The 19898-nt window shown below is 51.9% G+C and carries 17 protein-coding genes; 10 read left to right on the forward strand and 7 right to left on the reverse strand.

Features of this window, described 5'->3' with window-relative positions; translation table 11 throughout:
• Positions 1 to 21 precede the first annotated feature (21 nt).
• Positions 22 to 798: an exodeoxyribonuclease III gene (locus tag SD10_RS06070; RefSeq protein WP_046376138.1), complete on the forward strand. Its 777-nt coding sequence runs from the start codon at positions 22 to 24 to the stop codon at positions 796 to 798.
• A 57-nt stretch (positions 799 to 855) separates the two neighbouring features.
• A complete protein-coding gene (locus tag SD10_RS06075) occupies positions 856 to 1437 on the forward strand; it encodes a pseudouridine synthase (RefSeq protein ID WP_046376139.1) in 582 nt (193 codons plus the stop codon).
• 11 nt (positions 1438 to 1448) lie between these two features.
• Here SD10_RS06075 and radC read toward each other — a convergent pair whose 3' ends face one another.
• The 3 genes from radC to SD10_RS06090 form a co-directional block, all read right to left on the reverse strand.
• Positions 1449 to 2144: a RadC family protein gene (radC, locus tag SD10_RS06080; RefSeq protein WP_046376140.1), complete on the reverse strand. Its 696-nt coding sequence runs from the start codon at positions 2142 to 2144 to the stop codon at positions 1449 to 1451.
• 160 nt (positions 2145 to 2304) lie between these two features.
• A complete protein-coding gene (rpsT, locus tag SD10_RS06085; RefSeq protein WP_046376141.1) occupies positions 2305 to 2571 on the reverse strand; it encodes a 30S ribosomal protein S20 in 267 nt (88 codons plus the stop codon).
• Positions 2572 to 2675: 104 nt separating this feature from the next.
• The gene (locus tag SD10_RS06090) at positions 2676 to 3074 is read right to left on the reverse strand and encodes a Dabb family protein (protein ID WP_046376142.1); all 399 of its coding nucleotides are present in this window, start codon (positions 3072 to 3074) and stop codon (positions 2676 to 2678) included.
• 102 nt (positions 3075 to 3176) lie between these two features.
• Between SD10_RS06090 and SD10_RS06095 the strand changes: the two genes are divergently transcribed.
• Complete coding sequence (locus SD10_RS06095) at positions 3177 to 4241, forward strand: zinc dependent phospholipase C family protein (protein ID WP_394330463.1); 1065 nt, start codon at positions 3177 to 3179, stop codon at positions 4239 to 4241.
• A 35-nt stretch (positions 4242 to 4276) separates the two neighbouring features.
• Here SD10_RS06095 and SD10_RS06100 read toward each other — a convergent pair whose 3' ends face one another.
• Positions 4277 to 5146 (reverse strand): sugar phosphate isomerase/epimerase family protein, encoded by an 870-nt coding sequence (locus SD10_RS06100; RefSeq protein ID WP_046376144.1) that lies wholly within the window; start codon positions 5144 to 5146, stop codon positions 4277 to 4279.
• 126 nt (positions 5147 to 5272) lie between these two features.
• On the opposite strand from SD10_RS06100, the gene SD10_RS06105 reads away from it, so the two are divergent.
• Both SD10_RS06105 and SD10_RS06110 read left to right on the forward strand, forming a co-directional pair.
• The gene (locus SD10_RS06105) at positions 5273 to 6469 is read left to right on the forward strand and encodes a class I SAM-dependent rRNA methyltransferase (protein ID WP_046376145.1); all 1197 of its coding nucleotides are present in this window, start codon (positions 5273 to 5275) and stop codon (positions 6467 to 6469) included.
• Between the two features lie 175 nt (positions 6470 to 6644).
• Positions 6645 to 8387, forward strand: a complete 1743-nt coding sequence (locus tag SD10_RS06110) for a pyruvate dehydrogenase complex dihydrolipoamide acetyltransferase (protein ID WP_046376146.1) — start codon at positions 6645 to 6647, stop codon at positions 8385 to 8387.
• 212 nt (positions 8388 to 8599) lie between these two features.
• On the opposite strand, the gene trxA is transcribed toward SD10_RS06110, so the two are convergent.
• Positions 8600 to 8944: a thioredoxin gene (trxA, locus tag SD10_RS06115; RefSeq protein ID WP_046376147.1), complete on the reverse strand. Its 345-nt coding sequence runs from the start codon at positions 8942 to 8944 to the stop codon at positions 8600 to 8602.
• Between the two features lie 342 nt (positions 8945 to 9286).
• Here trxA and SD10_RS06120 point away from each other — a divergent pair, with 342 nt between their 5' ends.
• Both SD10_RS06120 and SD10_RS06125 read left to right on the forward strand, forming a co-directional pair.
• Entirely contained in the window at positions 9287 to 10504 is a 1218-nt protein-coding gene (locus SD10_RS06120; protein ID WP_046376148.1) for a glycosyltransferase, read from the forward strand.
• A 126-nt stretch (positions 10505 to 10630) separates the two neighbouring features.
• Entirely contained in the window at positions 10631 to 11368 is a 738-nt protein-coding gene (locus SD10_RS06125) for an OBAP family protein (protein WP_046376149.1), read from the forward strand.
• A 20-nt stretch (positions 11369 to 11388) separates the two neighbouring features.
• Here SD10_RS06125 and SD10_RS06130 read toward each other — a convergent pair whose 3' ends face one another.
• Positions 11389 to 12777 carry a Gfo/Idh/MocA family protein gene (locus SD10_RS06130; RefSeq protein WP_046376150.1) on the reverse strand — a complete coding sequence of 463 codons (1389 nt, stop codon included), beginning with the start codon at positions 12775 to 12777 and terminating at the stop codon, positions 11389 to 11391.
• A gap of 291 nt (positions 12778 to 13068) precedes the next feature.
• Between SD10_RS06130 and SD10_RS06135 the strand changes: the two genes are divergently transcribed.
• Positions 13069 to 15066 (forward strand): hypothetical protein, encoded by a 1998-nt coding sequence (locus SD10_RS06135; protein WP_148562384.1) that lies wholly within the window; start codon positions 13069 to 13071, stop codon positions 15064 to 15066.
• Between the two features lie 165 nt (positions 15067 to 15231).
• Here the strand turns inward: SD10_RS06135 and SD10_RS06140 are convergent, their stop codons facing one another.
• Complete coding sequence (locus SD10_RS06140; protein ID WP_082111532.1) at positions 15232 to 18033, reverse strand: TonB-dependent receptor; 2802 nt, start codon at positions 18031 to 18033, stop codon at positions 15232 to 15234.
• 250 nt (positions 18034 to 18283) lie between these two features.
• Here SD10_RS06140 and SD10_RS06145 point away from each other — a divergent pair, with 250 nt between their 5' ends.
• Positions 18284 to 19186 (forward strand): SDR family oxidoreductase, encoded by a 903-nt coding sequence (locus SD10_RS06145; RefSeq protein WP_046376152.1) that lies wholly within the window; start codon positions 18284 to 18286, stop codon positions 19184 to 19186.
• Between the two features lie 75 nt (positions 19187 to 19261).
• On the forward strand, positions 19262 to 19870 hold the full coding sequence (locus SD10_RS06150) for a hypothetical protein (protein WP_046579120.1): 609 nt from the start codon (positions 19262 to 19264) through the stop codon (positions 19868 to 19870).
• The last annotated feature ends 28 nt before the right edge of the window (positions 19871 to 19898 follow it).

Consider the following 19898-nt stretch of genomic DNA (forward strand, 5'->3'; position numbering starts at 1 on the left):
TCCTCCTTTTCCCATTTTTACATGCAACTCATTTCCTATAACATAAACGGCATTCGCGCGGCTATTCGCAACGGATTAATCGACTGGCTGGCTGAGCATCAATTCGATATCCTTTGCTTTCAGGAAGTTAAAGCAACAGCCGATGTGGTCGACTTATCTGTTTTTGAGCAGTTGGGTTACCAATACCATTGGCATGCGGCCGAGAAAAAAGGCTACTCGGGTGTCGCAACGTTTTCGAAAATAGCGCCGACCAACGTCGTTTTGGGTTGCGGTTTGCCGGTCTACGATTGCGAAGGTCGTATCCTCCGAACGGATTTCGGTGACCTGACGCTGCTCAATTGTTACTTTCCATCCGGTACAACCGGAGAGGTCAGGCAGGGCATTAAAATGGAATTTCTGCGCGATTTCTATGAGTATGTGCAGAAGCTTCGTCAAGAAAGGCCGAAGCTGATTGTCGTCGGCGACTATAATATCGCACACACCGCCATCGACATTCACGATCCGGTTCGGAACAAGTACACAACCGGTTTTCTGCCCGAAGAACGTGCCTGGATGGATGCCTGGTTTGGTAGCGGTATGACCGATGGATTCCGGTACAAACACCCCGGTGAGGTAGCGTATAGCTGGTGGAGTTACCGGGCCGGTGCCCGGACCAGTAACAAAGGCTGGCGTATCGATTATGCATCTCTAACCGATAGCCTGCGCGACCAAATTATAGACTGCACCATGCTGCCCGACGCCGTTCACGCCGATCATTGCCCCGTGTGGTTGTCAATGAGCGAAAGAATGAATGAGTGAAAGAGCGGAAAGGCTACTATTGCTCATTCACTCATTCATTCTTTCGCTCTTTAAACAATGTACTTCCTCATTTACAAACCCTATCTTATGCTTTCCCAGTTTAGCCGGGAAGGAGATAAGCCGACGCTGGCCGATCTGAATTTTGATTTCCCAACCGACGTGTATCCGGTCGGGCGGCTCGATGCTGATAGCGAAGGGTTGTTATTGCTGACAAATGATAAGCAACTGAACCATAAGCTACTAAATCCGAAATTTCGGCACAACCGGACTTATTATGTGCAGGTTGACGGGGCGTTGACGGAGGTTGCCTGCCAGCAGTTATCCGAAGGAGTTACGATCTCGGTAGATGGGAAGCCGTATCATTCGTTGCCCGCTACGGCTGTCGTTATCAACCAACCGAACCTGCCCGAACGAAATCCGCCCATTCGCTACCGGGCCGCCATTCCAACCTCTTGGGTATCCATTTCCCTCCATGAAGGAAAGAACCGACAAGTACGCAAAATGACAGCCGCCGTGGGTTTTCCTACGCTGCGACTGGTGCGCTGGGCTATCGAAAGCCTTACGGCCGAGGGTATGGTGCCGGGCCAGGTTCGCGAACTCAGCCGGGCAGACGTGTTACAGGGCTTGCGCCTAAAGTAAGTCCGGGTTACCTATAATATACCTTCATCTGCAAAGCTATAGTACGCTTTGTCTGTAAAAATCAGGTGGTCAAGAACCGGAATATCCAACAGTCGCCCGGCTTCTTTCAGCTTTTTGGTCAGATCTTTATCCGCCTGCGAAGGCAATAGGTTGCCCGATGGGTGATTATGGAATAAGATCATCGACGATGCCAGGTGCTCGATCGCCTGTTTAAAAATCAACTTAGGATCGGCAACGGTACCCGAAACGCCCCCCGTACTGATTAGGACTGGCCGCATGATCTCATTGGCGCGGTTCATCAGCAGAATCCAGAATTCCTCATGCGGTTTGTCGATCAGATGCGGAATCATCTCGTTATACGCATCGCGCGAACACGTAACCTTCGCCCGCTGGGGCCGATCCTGCTCTTTTCGCCGACGGCCAAGTTCGAGCGCAGCGATAATGGTAATGGCTCTGGCTTCCCCAATTCCACGAAACTTGGAAAGATCTTTTATACTTAGTTTAGCCAGGTCGTTCAGGTTGTTATTGACACTTTTGAGGATAATCCGGGCTACATCCACGGCGGTGAGATCGACGGTGCCGGCGTTGATCAGGATAGCAATCAGTTCGGCTTCCGAAAGAGCGGCTTTGCCCTTGAGCATGAGCTTTTCGCGTGGACGGTCTTCTTCTGCCCAGCTTTGAATGGTGCCGGAGGATTCATAAATCATAAACTAAGTCAGTTACGGTGCTGGTTTGGTGTACAAAATGCACAAAAAAACCTTACCCACAAAAAGGTAAGGTTTCGTATGACTTAGCGTCCGCAAAAACGGGCATTGTCTGTTTTGCAGGTGGCTTGTTGACTATAACACGACAACAAATAACTGCTTATTAAGCCTGAGCGACTTTCAGACCATTGACCAAACGAGCCAGTTTCGACTTGTTGTTGGCGGCTTTATTCTTGTGAATGATGTTACGCTTAGCGAGTTTGTCTAAGGCAGACGAAACGGCTTTGTACAATTCAACAGCCATGGCATGGTCAGTTGTTGTACGGAGTTTCTTTACCATATTCCGGGTAGTTACGTGCTGGTAACGGTTCAACAGACGCTTCTTGGCACTCGACCGGATTGCTTTTTTTGATGACTTGTGATTTGCCATTGGTATATAAAATGAGATCGTTGTCGCGATATGAGGGCGCAAAAATAAGAATTTCAGGTGGAACAACCAACTGTTCCACCTGAAATTCTTTGATTTACTTCCCCTTACTGACGAATATCAGCGTTGACAGTCAACGTTTTTTCCCAAACAGCCTCATTCTGTTTGACGAATTGTTTGTAGGCCGCGCTATTCTCAAAAGTTTTTATATCTGCTTCGGATTGAAACGTCAGGTAATGGACTACGTCATAGTCTGAAACCGCCTGATTTGGTAAAATTGTCTTACCAGACGTGTAACCAACGATCTGCGGAATTTCGTGTTTTAGCGAGGCAAAACCGTTCATATGCTGCTCAACTGCTGCATTTTCAACCCCTTTTTTGAATTTAACACACACAATTTGCTGTTTTTGGGCTTTTCTGGCAGGTGAGTAAGCACCATAGATTGTTAAGGCAAAAGCGCAAAGCAACACAACGATTAGGGTATATCCCTTTGATTTGGCATTCATGTTATTCGAGATTTGTTATTTTGACCAAATTTTATTTTGAAATACATGGTGCTTTAATTGAATAGTTAAACAATTTAGCTTAATAGTACCATGTTTTGTCAAATGTACAAACGTTTTATTTGGTTGTTAGGTTTAGTCAATATTTTTTTCGGTAACGTAGGGGTTGCTGGGTCTATTAAATATGATTATACAGACAGCCAGGCATCTAAAAGGCTGGGTTTGGTAATAGAGCAGGCTCGGCATCCGGCTAAACATCGCCCTAAGTGGGGCTTTTTTGCTCATCAGCAGATTAACCGACTGGCGGTGTTTACGCTGCCTGTGGATATGATGCCTTTCTTCAAAAAGTACAGTAGCTTTTTGGCCGATAATGCCGTAAACCCCGACAAACGCCGGTATGCCGTTGTGGGGGAGGCTCCTCGCCATTTTATTGATCTTGATGCCTATGTCGATACCTCGGCTGTAACGTTGCCCCGATTTTACAAAGACGCGACAGGACGATATGGAGATGACACGCTCGCCCTGCATGGACTGGTGCCCTGGCAGATTCAATTGACGAAATACCAGTTAACTGAAGCGTTTAAACAGCGCAATGTTCGGCGGATTCTGCGTGTAGCGGCCGATCTAGGTCATTATATTGCGGATGCGAATGTACCGCTGCACACGACGCGAAACTATAACGGGCAGTTGACCAATCAGCAGGGAATACACGGATTTTGGGAGTCGCGCCTGCCGGAATTATTTAGTGCTGACTACGATTTCCTGACCGGGCAGGCCGAGTATGTGGAGTCGCCCCAAAAGGCCGCCTGGCGGGCCGTGTTCAAGGCCAATGCCGCATTGGATTCCGTATTGCGTTTCGAGAAGCAGCTTACGGAAGAATTAGGCGAAACGCGCAAATACGGTTTTGAAGAACGAAATGGAATCACCACCAAAGTGTATTCGGCCGATTTCTCGCGGCAATACAGCGAACGGCTGAGTGGCCAGGTCGAACGACAGATGCGGGCGTCGGTAAAAATGGTGGGCGATTTCTGGTACACCTGCTGGGTGGATGCCGGTCAGCCGGATTTGCGGGCTTTAGCGAAGTATCAGCTTACCGATCAGGAGCAAAAGGAGGAGGTTGAAGAAAAGAAAAGCTGGCTGAAACGACTGTTTTCAGCGAGAGAGGAATAATATGAACCGCTCGGGTGGCCCGAGCGGTTCGGATACTAAACGGCCAGTTTCTTCATGTAGTCGGCGTCGTTCTTTAAGCTCACCATGGGGGACTCTGCGTATTCTTCCTGTTCAACCAGGAAATACTTGATGCCGCTGTCCATAGCCACACGCAGCGTCTTTTTGAAGTCGACATTGCCTTTGCCCAGGTCATTCTGAACAGGCTTGCCTGCCTGTACAGTATAATCTTTTATATGACACAGTTCATACCGTTTGCCGTACTTCTTGAGGTGATCGGTGGTATTTACGCCTGCCACATCGATCCAGCACAAATCCAGTTCGAACATGACCTTTTTAGGATCCGTGTTATCGAGAAGGAATTCCTGTGGGAGTTTGCCGTCGAGGGGGCGGAATGAATAGTCGTGGTTGTGGTAACCAAATTTCAGGCCCGCTTTGCTCACTTCTTCGCCTACGGTATTGAACTGGTCGGCCACTTTTTTCCACTCATCCCAGGTTTTTTGCGGACCCATATACGGGCAAAGCAAATAAGTCAACCCGGCATCGTGAGCCATTTCGATACTCTTCTTGAGTTCGTCCGGCTTGTCCATCTGGCCCCGGTAATTGAAGTGCGTACTAACCATTTTCACGCCGAGGCCATCCAGAAACGACTTCATTTCTTTCGGTTGCAGACCCCACAAAAAGCCCTGTGCGCCACTAAAGCTTTCGAACTGTTTGTAGCCCATGTTGGCCAACTGCGTCATGATACCCTTCGGATCTTTAGGCAGCACATCACGAGCACTGTACAATTGAACACCAAACGGGCTAATCAGTTTGGCTGGGGCGTTGGCCAGCAGGTTCGTCTGGCTGAGGGTAAGGGCACCAGCCGTTAACAGGCCAGACTGTTTAAGAAAATTACGTCGTTGCATTGTTGGTAAAAGTTTGCGGGAATAAAACGTAAAGATGGGGAAAAAAAAGAGCGAAAGAGTGAAAGAGCGAAAGAGCAAAAAAAATCAGCATTCACTCTTTCGCTCTTTCGCTCTTTACCTTTGTGCATGACGTTTTCCAAATTATATCTGCAGGCCGGGCGCGATGAGGCTCTCCGGCGTTTCCACCCCTGGGTGTTCTCACGAGCCATTAGCCGTTACGAAGGTGATCTGAACGATGGTGATGTGGTGGAAGTGTTTGACAGTAAACAAAAATACCTGGCCACGGGCCATTACCACGACGGCAGTATCGCCGTGCGGGTGTTCTCGTTTGGAGCAACGGCTGGTGGACCGGTATCGCCTGATTTGCCCTACTGGACAAAAAAATTAGCCCATATTCGGAGCATTCGACAGGTGATTGTTACGGGTGAGACAAACTGCTATCGACTGGTTCATGGCGAGGGCGACGGCTGTACGGGATTGATTCTTGACATGTATAATGGTGTCGTCGTATTTCAGGCCCACTCCATTGGGATGCACCGCGAACGGGAAATTATTACGGAAGCCCTGAAAGCCGTTTTTGGCAATGAACTGAAAGCCGTATACGACAAAAGTGCCGATACCCTGCCCGACGAATACGGCGCTACGGTCACCAATAGCTACCTCTTTGGCCGGACACCCGTGCCACACCCGGTAAACGAAAATGGCAATACGTTTCTGATCGACTGGATTACGGGCCAGAAAACCGGATTTTTTCTCGATCAACGCGACAACCGGGCGTTGCTGGCTCAGTACGCTCAGGGTAAAAATGTACTGAACGCCTTTTGTTATTCGGGTGGGTTTTCGGTGTATGCGCTCAAGGCGGGTGCCCGTGCGGTGCATTCTGTCGATGTTTCCCAGAAAGCAATTGACCTGACCAATCAGAACATAGCGGCCAATTTTGGAGAGGGCGATGAGCGACATCAGGCGTATGCCGAAGACGTTATGCACTACTTGAAAAATCATGACGGCCAATATGATATTGTCGTATTGGACCCGCCTGCTTATGCCAAAAGCCAGTCGGCACGGCACCGGGCTGTTCAGGGCTACAAACGGCTGAATGCCGAAGGATTGCGTCGGGTAGCCAAGGGAGGGCTTTTATTTACCTTCTCGTGTTCGCAGGTGGTAGACCGGGAGCTGTTTTATAATACGATTGTGGCGGCTGCCATTGAAGCGGGTCGGCAGGTGCGTGTGCTGCATCATCTGAGCCAGCCCGCTGATCATCCCGTTAGTTTATTTCACCCCGAAGGCGGCTATCTGAAGGGACTCGTATTGTGGGTAGAGTAGGAGAGACGAAAGCAATCCAATCGCTGGGCGCTGGCTTCTGCCATTTTCCTGTTCAGAAAGATACAATCTTACCAGCTTTACATTAATTTTGGGACTCAACCGCACTGGCGGTCTAGTGGCCCGGTGCTCCGGTGGCTTGGCCGGTCTAGATAACCCGATATACACATAGCTAATTATGGCTGAATTAATCAGAATGCCCAAGATGAGCGACACGATGACCGAAGGCGTCATCGCAGAGTGGCACAAGAAAGTGGGCGATAAAGTAAAGTCCGGCGATGTACTGGCCGAAGTTGAAACCGATAAAGCCACCATGGACCTCGAAGCCTATGATGAAGGTACATTGCTGTATATCGGTGTTGAAAAAGGCGCATCAGTACCGGTTGATGGCGTTCTGGCCGTAATCGGTGCAGATGGTGAGGATTATAAATCGCTGCTGAACGGCACGAGCGGAGGAAGTCAGGAGGCTGCTGCCCCGGCTGCTCCAAAGCCAGAACCCGCTCCGGCCCCTGCGGGCGCTTCCAGTGCCGAAACCACGTCGACGTTACCGGATGCGAAAGCCGTTTCGGCCGCTCCAGCCGAGAACGTCAACGCGTCGATCATCCGGATGCCCAAGATGAGCGACACCATGACGGAAGGAACCATCGTCGCCTGGCATAAAAAAGAAGGCGATACCGTAAAATCGGGCGATGTGCTGGCTGAAGTTGAGACCGACAAAGCCACCATGGACCTTGAAGCCTACGAGGAAGGTACGTTATTATATATAGGCGTAAAAGAAGGGTCGTCTGTTGCTGTCGATGACATCATCGCTGTTGTTGGTGAGAAAGGCGCGAATTTTAAAGTACTGCTGGATGGTGGTGCAACTCCGGCTCCGGCTGCTACGGGCGAAGGTGGCAGTGCAACCGCTCAACAAAATCCGCAAGCCAGCTTACCGGCCAATGCTGATTCTGATTTATCCTATGCGGGTGGTGAAGGTGATAACGCCGAATCAAACGGACGTGTAAAAGCTTCCCCATTAGCCAAACGGATTGCCGAAGAAAAAGGAATTAACCTGGCTCAGGTACAGGGTACAGGCCCCGAAGGCCGCATTGTGAAAAGCGATGTCGAGTCGTTTGTGCCCGGAACGGCCAAGGCGGCACCGGCTGCTCAGCCTGCGCCCCCCGCACCACAACCGGCTGCCCCAACACAGGCAGCGCCTGCCGCTGCACCAGCACCTTCACCGGCTGCACCAGCACCCGCTGGCGAGTATGAGGATGTGCCGGTTAGCCAGATGCGCAAGACGATTGCCCGTCGGTTGAGCGAGAGTCTGTTTACAGCTCCTCACTTCTACCTGACCATGGAAATCAACATGGACAAGGCGATGGAGTTGCGGGGTACGGTCAACGGACTTAGCCCGGTTAAAGTGTCGTTCAATGACTTTGTGATCAAAGCGGCTGCGCTGGCATTGAAACAGCATCCGAATGTGAATTCATCCTGGCTGGGCGATAAAATTCGCAAATATAAATACGTCAATATTGGTGTCGCCGTCGCCGTCGATGAGGGCCTTCTGGTACCCGTTGTTCGCAATGCTGACCAGAAAACACTGTCGACCATTTCGGGTGAGGTAAAAGATCTGGCCGGAAAAGCCAAAGAAAAGAAACTCCAGCCAAAGGATTGGGAAGGCAGCACGTTCTCAATCTCGAACCTGGGTATGTTTGGTATTGAGGAGTTTACGGCCATCATCAATCCACCCGATTCCTGCATCCTGGCGGTAGGTGCCATCAAGCAAACGGTGAAGTTTGAAGGAGACATCCCCAAACCAACAAACGTGATGAAAGTAACGCTCTCCTGCGACCACCGCGTTGTGGATGGTGCGACGGGCTCGGCGTTCCTGCAAACATTCAAACAACTGCTTGAAGATCCAATGCGGATGCTGGTCTAAAAAATAGTTTGTGGTTTTTGGCTGCTGACGCGTCAGCAGCCAAAAACCGTAGACGACGGATGAAAACTGCCTCCGTGGTCCGTGTCCTCACGGACCACGGAGGAGAACACAGACCACGGATACGCAACCACAAACTGTAAACCAAAAACTTATTCATAAAAAAGGCGCTCCCAAGTTTTGGGAGCGCCTTTTTTATGAATAAGAACGATTAATTAGATCGTGGCTGGTTCCAGAGCGCCCTGAAGCTTTTGCTCCAGCACGTTTTTGGGAACGGCACCAATAACTTTGTCGACCAATTGTCCGTTTTTGAAAATCATCAGGGTTGGAATGCTACGGATACCGAATTTAGCGGGAACCTGAGCATTTTGATCCACATCCATTTTGGCAACGATGGCTTTTCCTTCGTATTCACCAGCCAGTTGCTCAACAACAGGACCGATCATTTTACAAGGACCACACCATTCGGCCCAGAAATCTACTAAAACAGGTTTGTCAGAATTTATAAGATCGTTGAAGTTCGCGTCGGTTGCTTCTACGGCATGTGTTCCTGCTGCCATGACTGAAATGAGTTTATTAGTTGAACTTGTTTCATGCACATAAACCGTTTTCAGGTCGTTTAGTTCCGGATTATTTGTACACCCGCTTCACACAGCATTGACGTTGGGTCAATCGCTTTAGTAGCCTGGAGGGCTAGTCCGGGTAAACTAGTTATGTTCTCCTCCTGACAAGGCCTTTCAGACGATATAAACACAATAATGTTCTTAAAGGGGACCGTATCCTCATTATCATGAGGAAAAAAAAAGGCATCTGGCTAGTATCATTAGTTTGCTTAATACTACTACCCCAAAAGAGCCCAAGGCTTCTGTGTTTTATTAATCCTCAACGTGTTTTGGCCATCTATGACTACTGTAAATAAAATCGACTCATCCAGTAAAATCCAAAAGCAAACCGTCAATGCATTAACTAGTTTACGAGAACGGATACCGCTTACAGCCAAGGCCTCGGCCGCTGATATTCAAGATGTAATCTGCTTTATGCATTTACGCTGGAACTTTGTCTATCAGCGCCCACAACATCTCCTGATCAGAGCTAGTCGCCAATGGCGGATTTGGTACATTGAGGAGCCTGTCTGGCATGATACGCTTCATCTGGATGTTCGAACGGTAGCCGACAATATCCGGGTTGTGGTGCCTCATTTACCGCATGGCATTGACCCAGAAACGGCTATCCGGCTTCAGCGGCAATTGGTTAGTCAACTGATCGAGCAGCAGAACATCAGCGACTATGTCAGCTGGTATTACACGCCGATGGCCATGCAGTTCACAGACCACCTTCGTCCGAAGGTAGTTGTATACGATTGTATGGACGAGTTATCGGCTTTTAAAGGAGCGTCTCCGCAGTTGCTCTATGAAGAAAAACGACTACTTAATCTCGCCGATGTTGTCTTTACGGGAGGATACAGTCTGTACGAGGCCAAACTTTCGCGGCACGAGAACGTCTTTGCCTTCCCAAGCTGTATTGACTATGAGCACTTCGAATCCGCTCGTCAGCCGCTCCCTGATCCGGAAGACCAGCGCCACCTAACAGGTCCGCGTATTGGCTACAGTGGCGTGATCGACGAGCGTCTTGACCTCGACTTACTCAGAGATCTGGCGCAGCGCTTACCGGACTGGCAGTTTGTGATGCTGGGACCGGTTGTGAAAATAGATCCTGCAACGTTGCCGCAGGGACCTAATGTGCATTACCTGGGCATGAAATCTTATCATGAGCTGCCTGCCTATTTCAGTAACTGGAATGCCGCGCTGATGCCGTTTGCGATCAACGAAGCAACGCGGTACATCAGTCCAACCAAAACTCCTGAATATCTGGCGGCCGGATTGCCCGTTGTATCGACGCCGATACGGGATGTCAAGCGAACCTATGGTGGTTGGGACCAGGTATTGATTGCCGATTCGGCATCTACCATTGAAAAGTCGTTGGGGCAGATGATTCGATACGCGGCTACGTCGGATCGAACAGCGCTGGATACGTTCTTGCGCGAACAGTCATGGGAGCGTACCTGGCAGCAAATGCAGAAACTATTGATAGGGCAGTTAAGCTATGCCGCTGTAAAATAGACATATAATTCAAATCGATAAGCCGGGTCCTGAGAAGCCCGGCTTATTCATTTCACGAAAATCGTTTGGCCTGGTTAGACCGGTAATGTGGTTCCCGACAAAATCCTTCAGCTACTTAAGTTAAGTATGAAAAACCTACTGAACATAACCAGCCTGGGATTCCTTATGCTGGCCTGCGGAGGAAGTAACACGCCTTCCAATGTAACGTCGCCCGGTGGGGAGAAAACGGCGAAAACAAAGGTGCTCGAAGCGGGTGCGACGGCGATACAAGCCCGAAAACCCGTCGATAAGTTGACGATCTACCTCGACGGGTTCCACTTCTACAACGGCCATATGGATGGCCAGATGGAAGCGCATCACTACTGCACCAAACTCAATGAAGACCTGACCCAGTGCGTCATTTTCGACGGCAATGGCGACAGCGCCAAGATTATGGGCGTCGAGTATATCGTTTCCGAAAAGTTATTCAAGACCTTGCCCGCCGACGAGAAAAAGCTGTGGCACAGCCATCGGTATGAAGTTAAAAGCGGCTCCCTAATTGCGCCAGGACTACCCGATCTGGCCGAACACGAACTCATGGAAACCATCGTCAGTACATACGGTAAAACCTGGCATACCTGGCACACCGATCAGAACCTGAAGCTGCCCTTGGGCAGCCCTGCCTTAATGATGGGTTTCCTGAAAGATGGCCAGATCAATAAACAACTGGAACAGAACCGCGACCGCCGATTTGAGGTCTCGACGGCCGATAAGAAAAAGAAGCGCGCTGATATTCCGGCACCGCCCGTCCAGCCCGGTGCCGATGCCTGGCAAACGGGCGATGTGGTTCAATTACCCGCCCTAACCAGACATGTACACCACTAGGCTTTAGTACTGTTAAACAGTTAAGTCAATTGAGGTTCGGGTCCTCGAAAGGGGTCTAGTTTTGTGATGAGGGGCAACTGGACGGGTTTTCCCTGCTGCGCCGATTGATAGATCGCTTCCATAATCCGATGGTCCTGTAAGCCTTCTTCGCCGGGCGTAAACGGTTGTTTGTTTTGCTGGATGCAGTCGGAGAAATGATCCATTTCGGTTGCAAACTGATCTTTTTCCATCAGATATGTATGGTCGTTATGCTCTGCCTGCCCAACGGCGAAGGATTGTTGGAGTTGAAGTCCATTATACGCAAAAGCATTTTCCAGATTCAGCCAACCCCGTTCAGACAGAACCCGGTACCAGCGGGATTCGTGTGCGTAGTAATCCGACGCGCAATTGGCGATAACCCCGCTCGGAAAACGCATCTGCCACGAAACCAGCTCCTCTACCTCCCGAAATAATGGATTGCCAGGCGTACTGTATTGATAGGCGAACACTTCCGTTGGCTCTTCGCCCAAAATAAACCGGGCCGTGTTGAGACAGTACAGCCCAATGTCGGGCAGCGAGCCACCGCCCGCCAATGCCCGGATGTGCCGCCAGTGATTCGGGTTGGCTTCTACCTGTGCATTATGAAGTTGCAGCATTTTGGGCGCGCCATATTGTTTTTGCCGGACCAGTTCACGAACGTATCGGTTGTTTGGTTCGTACTGAATTCGGTACGCGACCATGAGTTTACGGCCCGCCTTGTTGCAGGCATCGATCATGGCTTGCGCTTCGGCGGAGGAGGCCGCCATAGGTTTCTCGCTCAGAATGTGTTTACCGGCCTGCGCCCCCCGAATGGTGTATTCCGCGTGCATAGCGTTCGGCAGCACGATGTAAATTACCTGCACATCGGGGTTGTCTTTGAGCTGATCGTAGGTGTCGTAGCTGTAGCAGTTCTGGGGTTTGACGCCGTACTGCTGGGCTACTTTCTGGAGCTTTTCCGGGCTGCCGCTTACCAGTGCCACCAGCTTTGACTTCCGGCTCCGGCCAAAAGCGGGAAGAATATTTTCCAGAGCCAGATGCCCCAAACCGACCACCGCGTAGCCTACGCGCGTATCGGGTGGCTGCGGGGATGGGGTAGGGGGCGACTGCCTGTCGGCATCGCCCCGTATGGGCTCCAGCTTGATGGGCTCATCGACTTTGGGCGGGATAACGGCCGGGGGCGAAACGGGCTGGATATGCGGCACCGTATCGGCCTGAGCCAAAGCAGACCGGCTATCGGGCCTCGGCGGTTCGTTGCGGCCGTAGGTTGTCAGCAGCCCGCCCGTTGCGCCGACTGCCAGTGTCCGACCCATTCGTTTAAGGAACGCCTGACGAGACTGAGACGACATGGATTCGTCAAGCATGGTTTTAACGAGCTCTGTAAAGCGGTTCATAGGCACAGTTGAGTTGAGTGTTATCGGCCAATAAACCCCTGATCTAGCGGATAGTTAATTCCTATATGAAAAAGTGAGCCTAGTTACCTGTCTGGGAAGCAGGGCTACAAAAGTCCCCCGCCACGGCAGAGCGTATTTCCGGCCCTGATGCCATCGACTCCTGCGCGCCAGTTCCTCACTTTATGCCCGGTTCTGGCCATTGAATCGATTTTTTGTGATGAATGGATAACCCTCATCGGGCAAATTGGTACTGTAAAGCAAGTCAACGTTTTACAATAACTTACATGACTTATGATCAATCAATACGGGCTGATAAAATACCATTGGTGGATGACGCTGGTAGGGGTAATATGTATTACAACAAGCCTTAGTGCGCAATCCGTGCAGCCTCCGCTGATTCAATGGCAACGGGCAATTGAAAACGGAAACCTGACGACGACCTCCAGCATACGGGCCGCCAAGGCGCAGCGTGGTGGGGGGTATGGCATCTTGTCTGGTCGCAATCTGGTACTGCTTTCGGCGAAGGGCGAGGTAACCTGGAACAAGGAGATTCCTGGTTCCTACGCGGATAGCACCACCGCTCGAATTGCCTTCCAGGAAGCCATTTCACTAACCCCCACCCCCGATGGCGGCTTTGCTGTGCTGGCCCTGGATGCGCAAAAACGGTATTATGTCGCGAAGTTGGATTCGGCTGGGGGCCAGGTCTGGACCCGAACCGTAGAACGCCCGGAAGCCGGCTCTCCGGCCCAACTGACTCAGAATGTTCTGTCCAATAAACCCGACGGTAGCCTGATGCTTGTAGGCTCTTTTACCGACAGATTATCGTATTTGACGATTACTGAGCTCAGTTCGGAAGGCTACATTACGGGCCGATGGCGCATCAAATTTCAGGTTTCGGCGCAATCCGCCACGCCCCTCATTAATCGGGTTTTGCCCTTACCCAACCAAGGCTATCTGCTGGTCGGTCGTGCTGCTGGAAGTGCATTGGCCGAGAGCCAGGGGAGCGCGCTGCAACTGAACGCCCAGTATGCGTTGACCTGGCAGAAGCAATACCCTACCCTGCGGGATATCCAGGATGTCGTCATGAACGCAGGAACCGAGGGAACATACACCGCCGTTGGGGCGGGCCCAGGGAACAACGGACAGGCCATGACCATTGCGCCCAACAAAGCAGGTGATGGAAACGTATTGGCTTCTATACCGGGTGTCGTATCCATCATTTCACTCGTTTACGATGGAGCCGGAAACCTGACCGTGCTCGATGCCGCACCGAGCACTAACGGGGATTTTCGCTTATCCAGCGGACGCTTGCCAGCTACATTCCGATGGACAAAAAGTTTTGGTGGGTCAGGGACCGACAAACCGACGGCTTTGCTGGCTACCGACGATGGCGGCTACCTCGCCGTTGGCACCACGACGTCAACGGATGGCGACATCAAGGATAAATCCACAAAAGCAATCGCTACCTGGGTGCTTAAATTGGGCAATTCGCCCCAGGTAACAACGTTGCGGTTGTTACCGCCGGTTTATGACTGCCAAACGGGCCTGATACGTTTCCACACCAGCGGGGGCGATGGCTCACCTGTTCGCTTCAGTGCCACAGGCGTTGCACTGAATTCGCCTGCCGATAGTGTTGGCACGGTGGAGCAGGCATTTCGAACGGATTCGAGTGGCATCAATATCCTGGCGAGCCAGCATGAACAAACGGTCAGCTATAGCTTCAACGTAGGAAACGTCTGCCGTACCGATACCGCCGGATCTGCCCCTTCTGACTCGCTTAGGCTGATTGCTCCCACGTATAATTGCGAAACGGGTCTGCTCACCTTTCACACCGCCGGAGGAGACAGTTCCCAGGTTGAGTATGCCGCTGAAGGGATTACTGGCTGGACAACCAGTCCTACGCAAGTCGTTCCGCCCGAGTTGCGCACAATGAAGATCATCCTGATGGCCCGTCAGCGCGGGAAAGTAGTCACGTACGCTTTTGACAGTAAAGCGGAATGCGGCCGGGCGCGGCTCGCGGCCAGCGAAGAAGCCTCCGGCCTGACGATTGGGTTAAGGGGTAATCCCGTTTATGACGCCGTGACGGTGGATATAAAGGGGGCGCAGGATCAGTCATTGCTGATTCGGCTGGTCGATGGTCGCGGGCGGCTGGTGGAACAACGGACGGTTGAGCAGGCCGGTGGACATGAGCAACAAACCTTCGACCTTCGCCAACAGCCAGCCGGTGCACTGCTCCTGTCTGTGGCCGGTGGTCAGCAGGTGCAGACCGTGAAAGTGATCAAGCAGTAACGCCTTCTACGTTAATTTTTCAATATTTCACAAATGGCAGCCTGAGCCGCCTTGTCGATCTGGACAAGGCGGCTCAGGCTGCCATTTGCCTGGTAACAATCGGTGTATAAGCCGTCGAAGCGTTTTTGAAGGAAAATAATTGTCCTGATGTAGGAGCGAGTTAGCTTAGAAACTTGCCGACAAATTCAGGAAATAATAACCTCCGTTGAAGCCAAACTGCGTTGCATTGCGGCCATAAATGAACCGTCCGAATGACGAGTTATCCAATACGGCCGACCCGTACCGCTCTGGTGTTGGGGCATTGACGACCCGTAACGGATCGGGGTAGACATTGAGCAGATTATTGGCACCCAGGGTCAAATTCAGGTTTTTTAGAACGCGATAAGAAACGTTCAGGTCGGTAACGAAACGCGGATTGAAGGTCTCATCCAGGGCTGGGTTGATCGGGTCGTAAGATTCGACGGTGCCAAAGCGGGAGATCCGTAGCACTGCCCCAAACTTGCGCAGTCGGTAGTTGAATGTCAACTGAATTTTGCTTCGCGGCTGGGCCGACGTTAGCCGCGCGCTGTCCTGCCGATTGAACAGAAAGTTTCCCAGCGTAGCATCGGTGGGGAGGTTGGCCGGACGCTGAATCTCGCCGATCAGCTTGGTCTGGTTGAAATTGGCCGCCAGGGTTATATCCAGCGTACCCGTATTGAGCCGGGGATTCGTCGCCAGCACAAGGTCGATACCCTGTGTTTGTGTGTTGACGGCGTTGGCGAAAAATTGGGCGCTGTTCACATCCGTTTGCCCGGCCCCGTTCAGAATATTGGCCACAATCAAGCCCGCTCCACTTGTGCCCCGCGAAAACTGGTTGCTGTAAATAATCCGATTGTTGATCCGAATCCGGTAGGCATCGATCGTCAGGCTGACATTGGTAAGCGGACGGGATGTGACACCGATACTAAAGTTAAGGGACCGCTCAGCCCCCAGTGGCGGCACACCAAAGGCCTGCGCAATAGGGCTGTCGTTGCGAAAAGTACCAGTTTGCCGTGGCTCCAGCCCTTGGCCGGTTGAGACGAAAACGGTGCTGATGGCGCTAAAATAACGCTGGTGCAGCGAAGGCGCCCGGAAGCCATTGCTCACCGATCCACGTAAGGAAAACGCTTCGCTAAACCGATACCGGGCGGCTAACTTACCGGCCAGGTTTCCGCCAAAATCAGTGTAATATTCATAGCGCCCGGCCGCATTGAGCAGGAGCCGGTCAGTCACATCCGATTCCAGATCGACGTAGGCACCGTACACATTTCGGCGGGCATTCACAGCATTAGAAGGCTGATAGCCGGGAAAAACCTGCGCCCCGCCAACCTGGCCCGACTGCGGGCTAAAGTTCAGATACGAAGCCGCTTCGCCGGGTCTGATCCGGTACTGGTCATTGCGGTACGTTAATCCGGCCGCTACGTTGAACGAGCTCAGGTTCAGTTGCTTGCCGAAATCTTTGGCCGCTCCCAGGTCGGTGGTATTCTGGTAAAAGGAAAGTGTACCGGCGTAAAAAGAAGTCGGGTTATTGAGGACGCCGAGGTAAGCCAGCGAGGCATTGTTGGAGTTGGTGACATCGAAGCGGAATGAGTTGCCGCCATACACGTTGCTAATATCCCAGCGCCAGCCTTTCGTTTCGCCATTGACACCCATCAGCAGCGACTGATCGTTGATACTGGATTGAATGTTGGGCAAGAAGCCGTTTGGGTATAAGGCCGTTATGACCTGCGTTGTCTGGTAGGGATATCGATAAAAACCAGCCGCCAGCCCCCGACGGTAATTCAGGCCGCCTGTGGCGTAGAAGCTGGCCGACGTTCCCTGAATCGGCACTCGGGCGTTCAGAAAGAATCCCGCATTCTGAACCCGGGCATTCCCAACCTGTAAGTTGTTCGACACGTCGAAACCGTTCTGGCGAATCAGCGCCTGATCCTGCTGATACAGCGCCTGCCGCCGGGCTACGTAGGCCGCAACCGATTCACCCGTTTGTTGCGATGCGTTCCAGTTTACGTAGACTGGCCCCGTGTAGTCGCCTGCTCTGTTGGTGGCACCCCGGTGGCGAAACTCGCCCGTAAGGCTTAAGAAGCCCTTGTCGCCGAGTTTAAAGCCGTGGTTGATACCAACCTGGGCCACCTGTCCATCGCCTTTATATTGTTGTCCAACCTGGGCATTAACGGTCGTACCGGGCTGTTCTTTCAGTTGAAGGTTAATAACCCCCGCAATGGCATCGGAACCATACTGCGACGAAGCGCCATCCCGTAACACCTCAATTCGCGAAATGGCCGACGAGGGAATGGCGTTGAGATCTGTGCCGACTGAGCCGCGCCCAACGGTGCCATTCAGGTTGATCAAGGCCTGATTATGCCGCCGTTTGCCGTTGAGCAAGACCAGCACCTGATCGGGGCCAAGGCCGCGCAGGGTGGCCGGGTCAACGTGATCGGTGCCATCCGACACGGTTTGTCGGGATGAGTTAAACGACGGAGCCACAAACGTTAGCTGCTGCGTCAGGTCCACCTGACCCGTAGCCACCAGATCGCGCGACTGAATGACATCGACAGGGGCAACCGTTTGGGTACTGGATCGGGCCTGCGTTGATCGCGAGCCAACAACGACGACCTCATTCAAACTGGCCAGGCTCTCCACCAGCCGTATATCAGCGGTGGCATCGGTCCCCGCTGCCACCTGAACCGGAATCGTTTGGGTCGTGTAGCCAACAAAACTAACACGCAGGGTGTACGGGCCTGGACTAAGGGGAAGTGAGTAGGCCCCATTGGCATCGGTGATGGCACCCGTGTTCTGGCCAGTTACCAGAATGGAGACGCCGGGCAGGTTCGCCCCCGTAGTGGCGTCCGTTACCCGGCCCCGAACTGTCTGTGCCAGCGTGATTGTTGTGGCGAATAGCCACAGAAAAGGGATCCAGAAAACGTGTTGACGTCGGTATAGATTGTGCATAGTGGATCACCCAGGGCAGCGTTTCTGCCTCGCGGGGTGCGCCCTACTAACCAACTGGTTATGGCATACGGTCGTGGAAATGGAACAGGAAATGAGGAAACGGGTCTATTGCGGAAAACACACAATGAAGTTTACCGACTCTCATTGGTGAAGCAGCCCGTTCCCTAACCATACGGTAACCGGACCAAACGATTTGTACCATACGGTGTATAGTCATTCGTATTGTCAACAGTTTAACCTCCGGTAAATCATGAATCCAACGACCACAGATAGCTCGTCTACTCAACAGGATCCGCTAACAAAGTACCCTCAGCCGCCCTATTCCGATCAGAAACAACCTGCACCAGGGACCGAGAGCGACATGCAGCCCAAGGCCGACCACGGTGAAACGTCGTACCGGGGTTCGGGTAAGATGGCGGGGCGTAAAGCGCTCATTACGGGTGGCGATTCCGGCATTGGCCGGGCAGTAGCCATTGCCTTTGCCCGCGAAGGTGCCGACGTACTGATTGCGTATCTGAATGAAGACGAAGATGCCCGCGAAACAGCTCGCTATGTAGAAGAAGCTGGCCGTAAAGCGGTACTGGTGCCCGGCGATATTCAGGATGAAAATCATTGTAAACAGCTCATTCAGCGTGCCGTATCCGAGTTAGGCGGACTCGATGTGCTGGTGAACAATGCTGCCTATCAAATGGCCCACGAGTCGTTGCAGGAGATTTCGACGGAAGAACTCGACCGGACATTCCGGACCAATATCTTCGCGATGTTTCACCTGTGCAAAGCGGCCGAAGAGCACCTTAAGCCGGGTAGCACGGTGGTGAATACCACGTCGGTCAATGCTTATAAGCCCAGCCCTCAACTGCTGGCCTATGCCGCCACCAAAGCCGCCATTCAGAACTTTACCGCCAACTTGGGGCAGGTCTGGGCCGAAAAAGGCATCCGGGTTAACTGCGTAGCGCCGGGGCCCATCTGGACTCCGCTCATTCCATCGACCATGCCTCCCGAAAAAGTGCAAAACTTTGGACAGGATGTGCCCCTGAAACGGGCAGGCCAACCCGCTGAGCTGGCGCCGATCTATGTGTTGCTGGCGTCCGATGATTCGAGTTACATGACGGGTAGCACGGTGCAGGTAACGGGCGGCTCGCCAACGATTTAGCGATGAAATGACTTTTTGTCGGAAGCCGTAACGCGGTTTCCGGCAAAAAGACTCCTTCTTATTTTTATTAAACGTATGGCACAAAAAAATATCACCGAGCAGGTTCAGCACGAAGCTAAAGTTGTTCAGGGCGAGGAAACAAAAGACAAAGTCTACGCCAGTGAACACACATTTCCGGATCCGGTCAGCGCACAGGAAGCTTTTGGCCGCTCTGTTGAGAAACTGCTGAACGTAAATGGGTGGTCAGGCCTGTCGATGTTTACCGCTGATTTCGTTTTGCACGATCAGGCGGGTAAGCCCAGAGAAGGTGGCTCCCCTCAGGTAGGCGATTACATTCAGATTATACTGCCCGGACCAATGCCCGAAAACTGGGTGCAGGTTGTTGATACGGCCACTGATGAGAATCGGGTCGAGTTTACGGTTCAGCCCGGTAAAGATCCCCGCAACAAGCAGTCGGACGAAGTAGAACACTTTTTTCATGCAGAGGCCAGTAGTACATTTCGGGTCGAGTTGGTGGGTAATACCATCACCGCGTCGGAAATCGGGAAGCATGAAGGCATCAACAATGAGGGGCCTGAAGCCGGAAATCGTGCCCTGATTAATACGGTGATTGCCGAAGGTGGCTGGCTGTTTTACCAAAAATTTCAGTGGAAATTATTGACGGATTATCTAGTGCATTTGTAATTGTTTTGATTGTCAAAACCGGTTACAG

The sequence above is a fragment of the Spirosoma radiotolerans genome, from assembly GCF_000974425.1.
Lineage (GTDB): Bacteria > Bacteroidota > Bacteroidia > Cytophagales > Spirosomataceae > Spirosoma > Spirosoma radiotolerans.

Bases quoted from the DNA above. Each gene is read 5' to 3' on its own strand.
- SD10_RS06070 (WP_046376138.1), top strand. From the start codon at position 22: ATGCAACTCATTTCCTATAACATAAACGGCATTCGCGCGGCTATTCGC.
- SD10_RS06075 (WP_046376139.1), top strand. From the start codon at position 856: ATGTACTTCCTCATTTACAAACCCTATCTTATGCTTTCCCAGTTTAGC.
- radC (WP_046376140.1), bottom strand. From the start codon at position 2,144: ATGATTTATGAATCCTCCGGCACCATTCAAAGCTGGGCAGAAGAAGAC.
- rpsT (WP_046376141.1), bottom strand. From the start codon at position 2,571: ATGGCAAATCACAAGTCATCAAAAAAAGCAATCCGGTCGAGTGCCAAG.
- SD10_RS06090 (WP_046376142.1), bottom strand. From the start codon at position 3,074: ATGAATGCCAAATCAAAGGGATATACCCTAATCGTTGTGTTGCTTTGC.
- SD10_RS06095 (WP_394330463.1), top strand. From the start codon at position 3,177: ATGTACAAACGTTTTATTTGGTTGTTAGGTTTAGTCAATATTTTTTTC.
- SD10_RS06100 (WP_046376144.1), bottom strand. From the start codon at position 5,146: ATGCAACGACGTAATTTTCTTAAACAGTCTGGCCTGTTAACGGCTGGT.
- SD10_RS06105 (WP_046376145.1), top strand. From the start codon at position 5,273: ATGACGTTTTCCAAATTATATCTGCAGGCCGGGCGCGATGAGGCTCTC.
- SD10_RS06110 (WP_046376146.1), top strand. From the start codon at position 6,645: ATGGCTGAATTAATCAGAATGCCCAAGATGAGCGACACGATGACCGAA.
- trxA (WP_046376147.1), bottom strand. From the start codon at position 8,944: ATGGCAGCAGGAACACATGCCGTAGAAGCAACCGACGCGAACTTCAAC.
- SD10_RS06120 (WP_046376148.1), top strand. From the start codon at position 9,287: ATGACTACTGTAAATAAAATCGACTCATCCAGTAAAATCCAAAAGCAA.
- SD10_RS06125 (WP_046376149.1), top strand. From the start codon at position 10,631: ATGAAAAACCTACTGAACATAACCAGCCTGGGATTCCTTATGCTGGCC.
- SD10_RS06130 (WP_046376150.1), bottom strand. From the start codon at position 12,777: ATGAACCGCTTTACAGAGCTCGTTAAAACCATGCTTGACGAATCCATG.
- SD10_RS06135 (WP_148562384.1), top strand. From the start codon at position 13,069: ATGATCAATCAATACGGGCTGATAAAATACCATTGGTGGATGACGCTG.
- SD10_RS06140 (WP_082111532.1), bottom strand. From the start codon at position 18,033: ATGCACAATCTATACCGACGTCAACACGTTTTCTGGATCCCTTTTCTG.
- SD10_RS06145 (WP_046376152.1), top strand. From the start codon at position 18,284: ATGAATCCAACGACCACAGATAGCTCGTCTACTCAACAGGATCCGCTA.
- SD10_RS06150 (WP_046579120.1), top strand. From the start codon at position 19,262: ATGGCACAAAAAAATATCACCGAGCAGGTTCAGCACGAAGCTAAAGTT.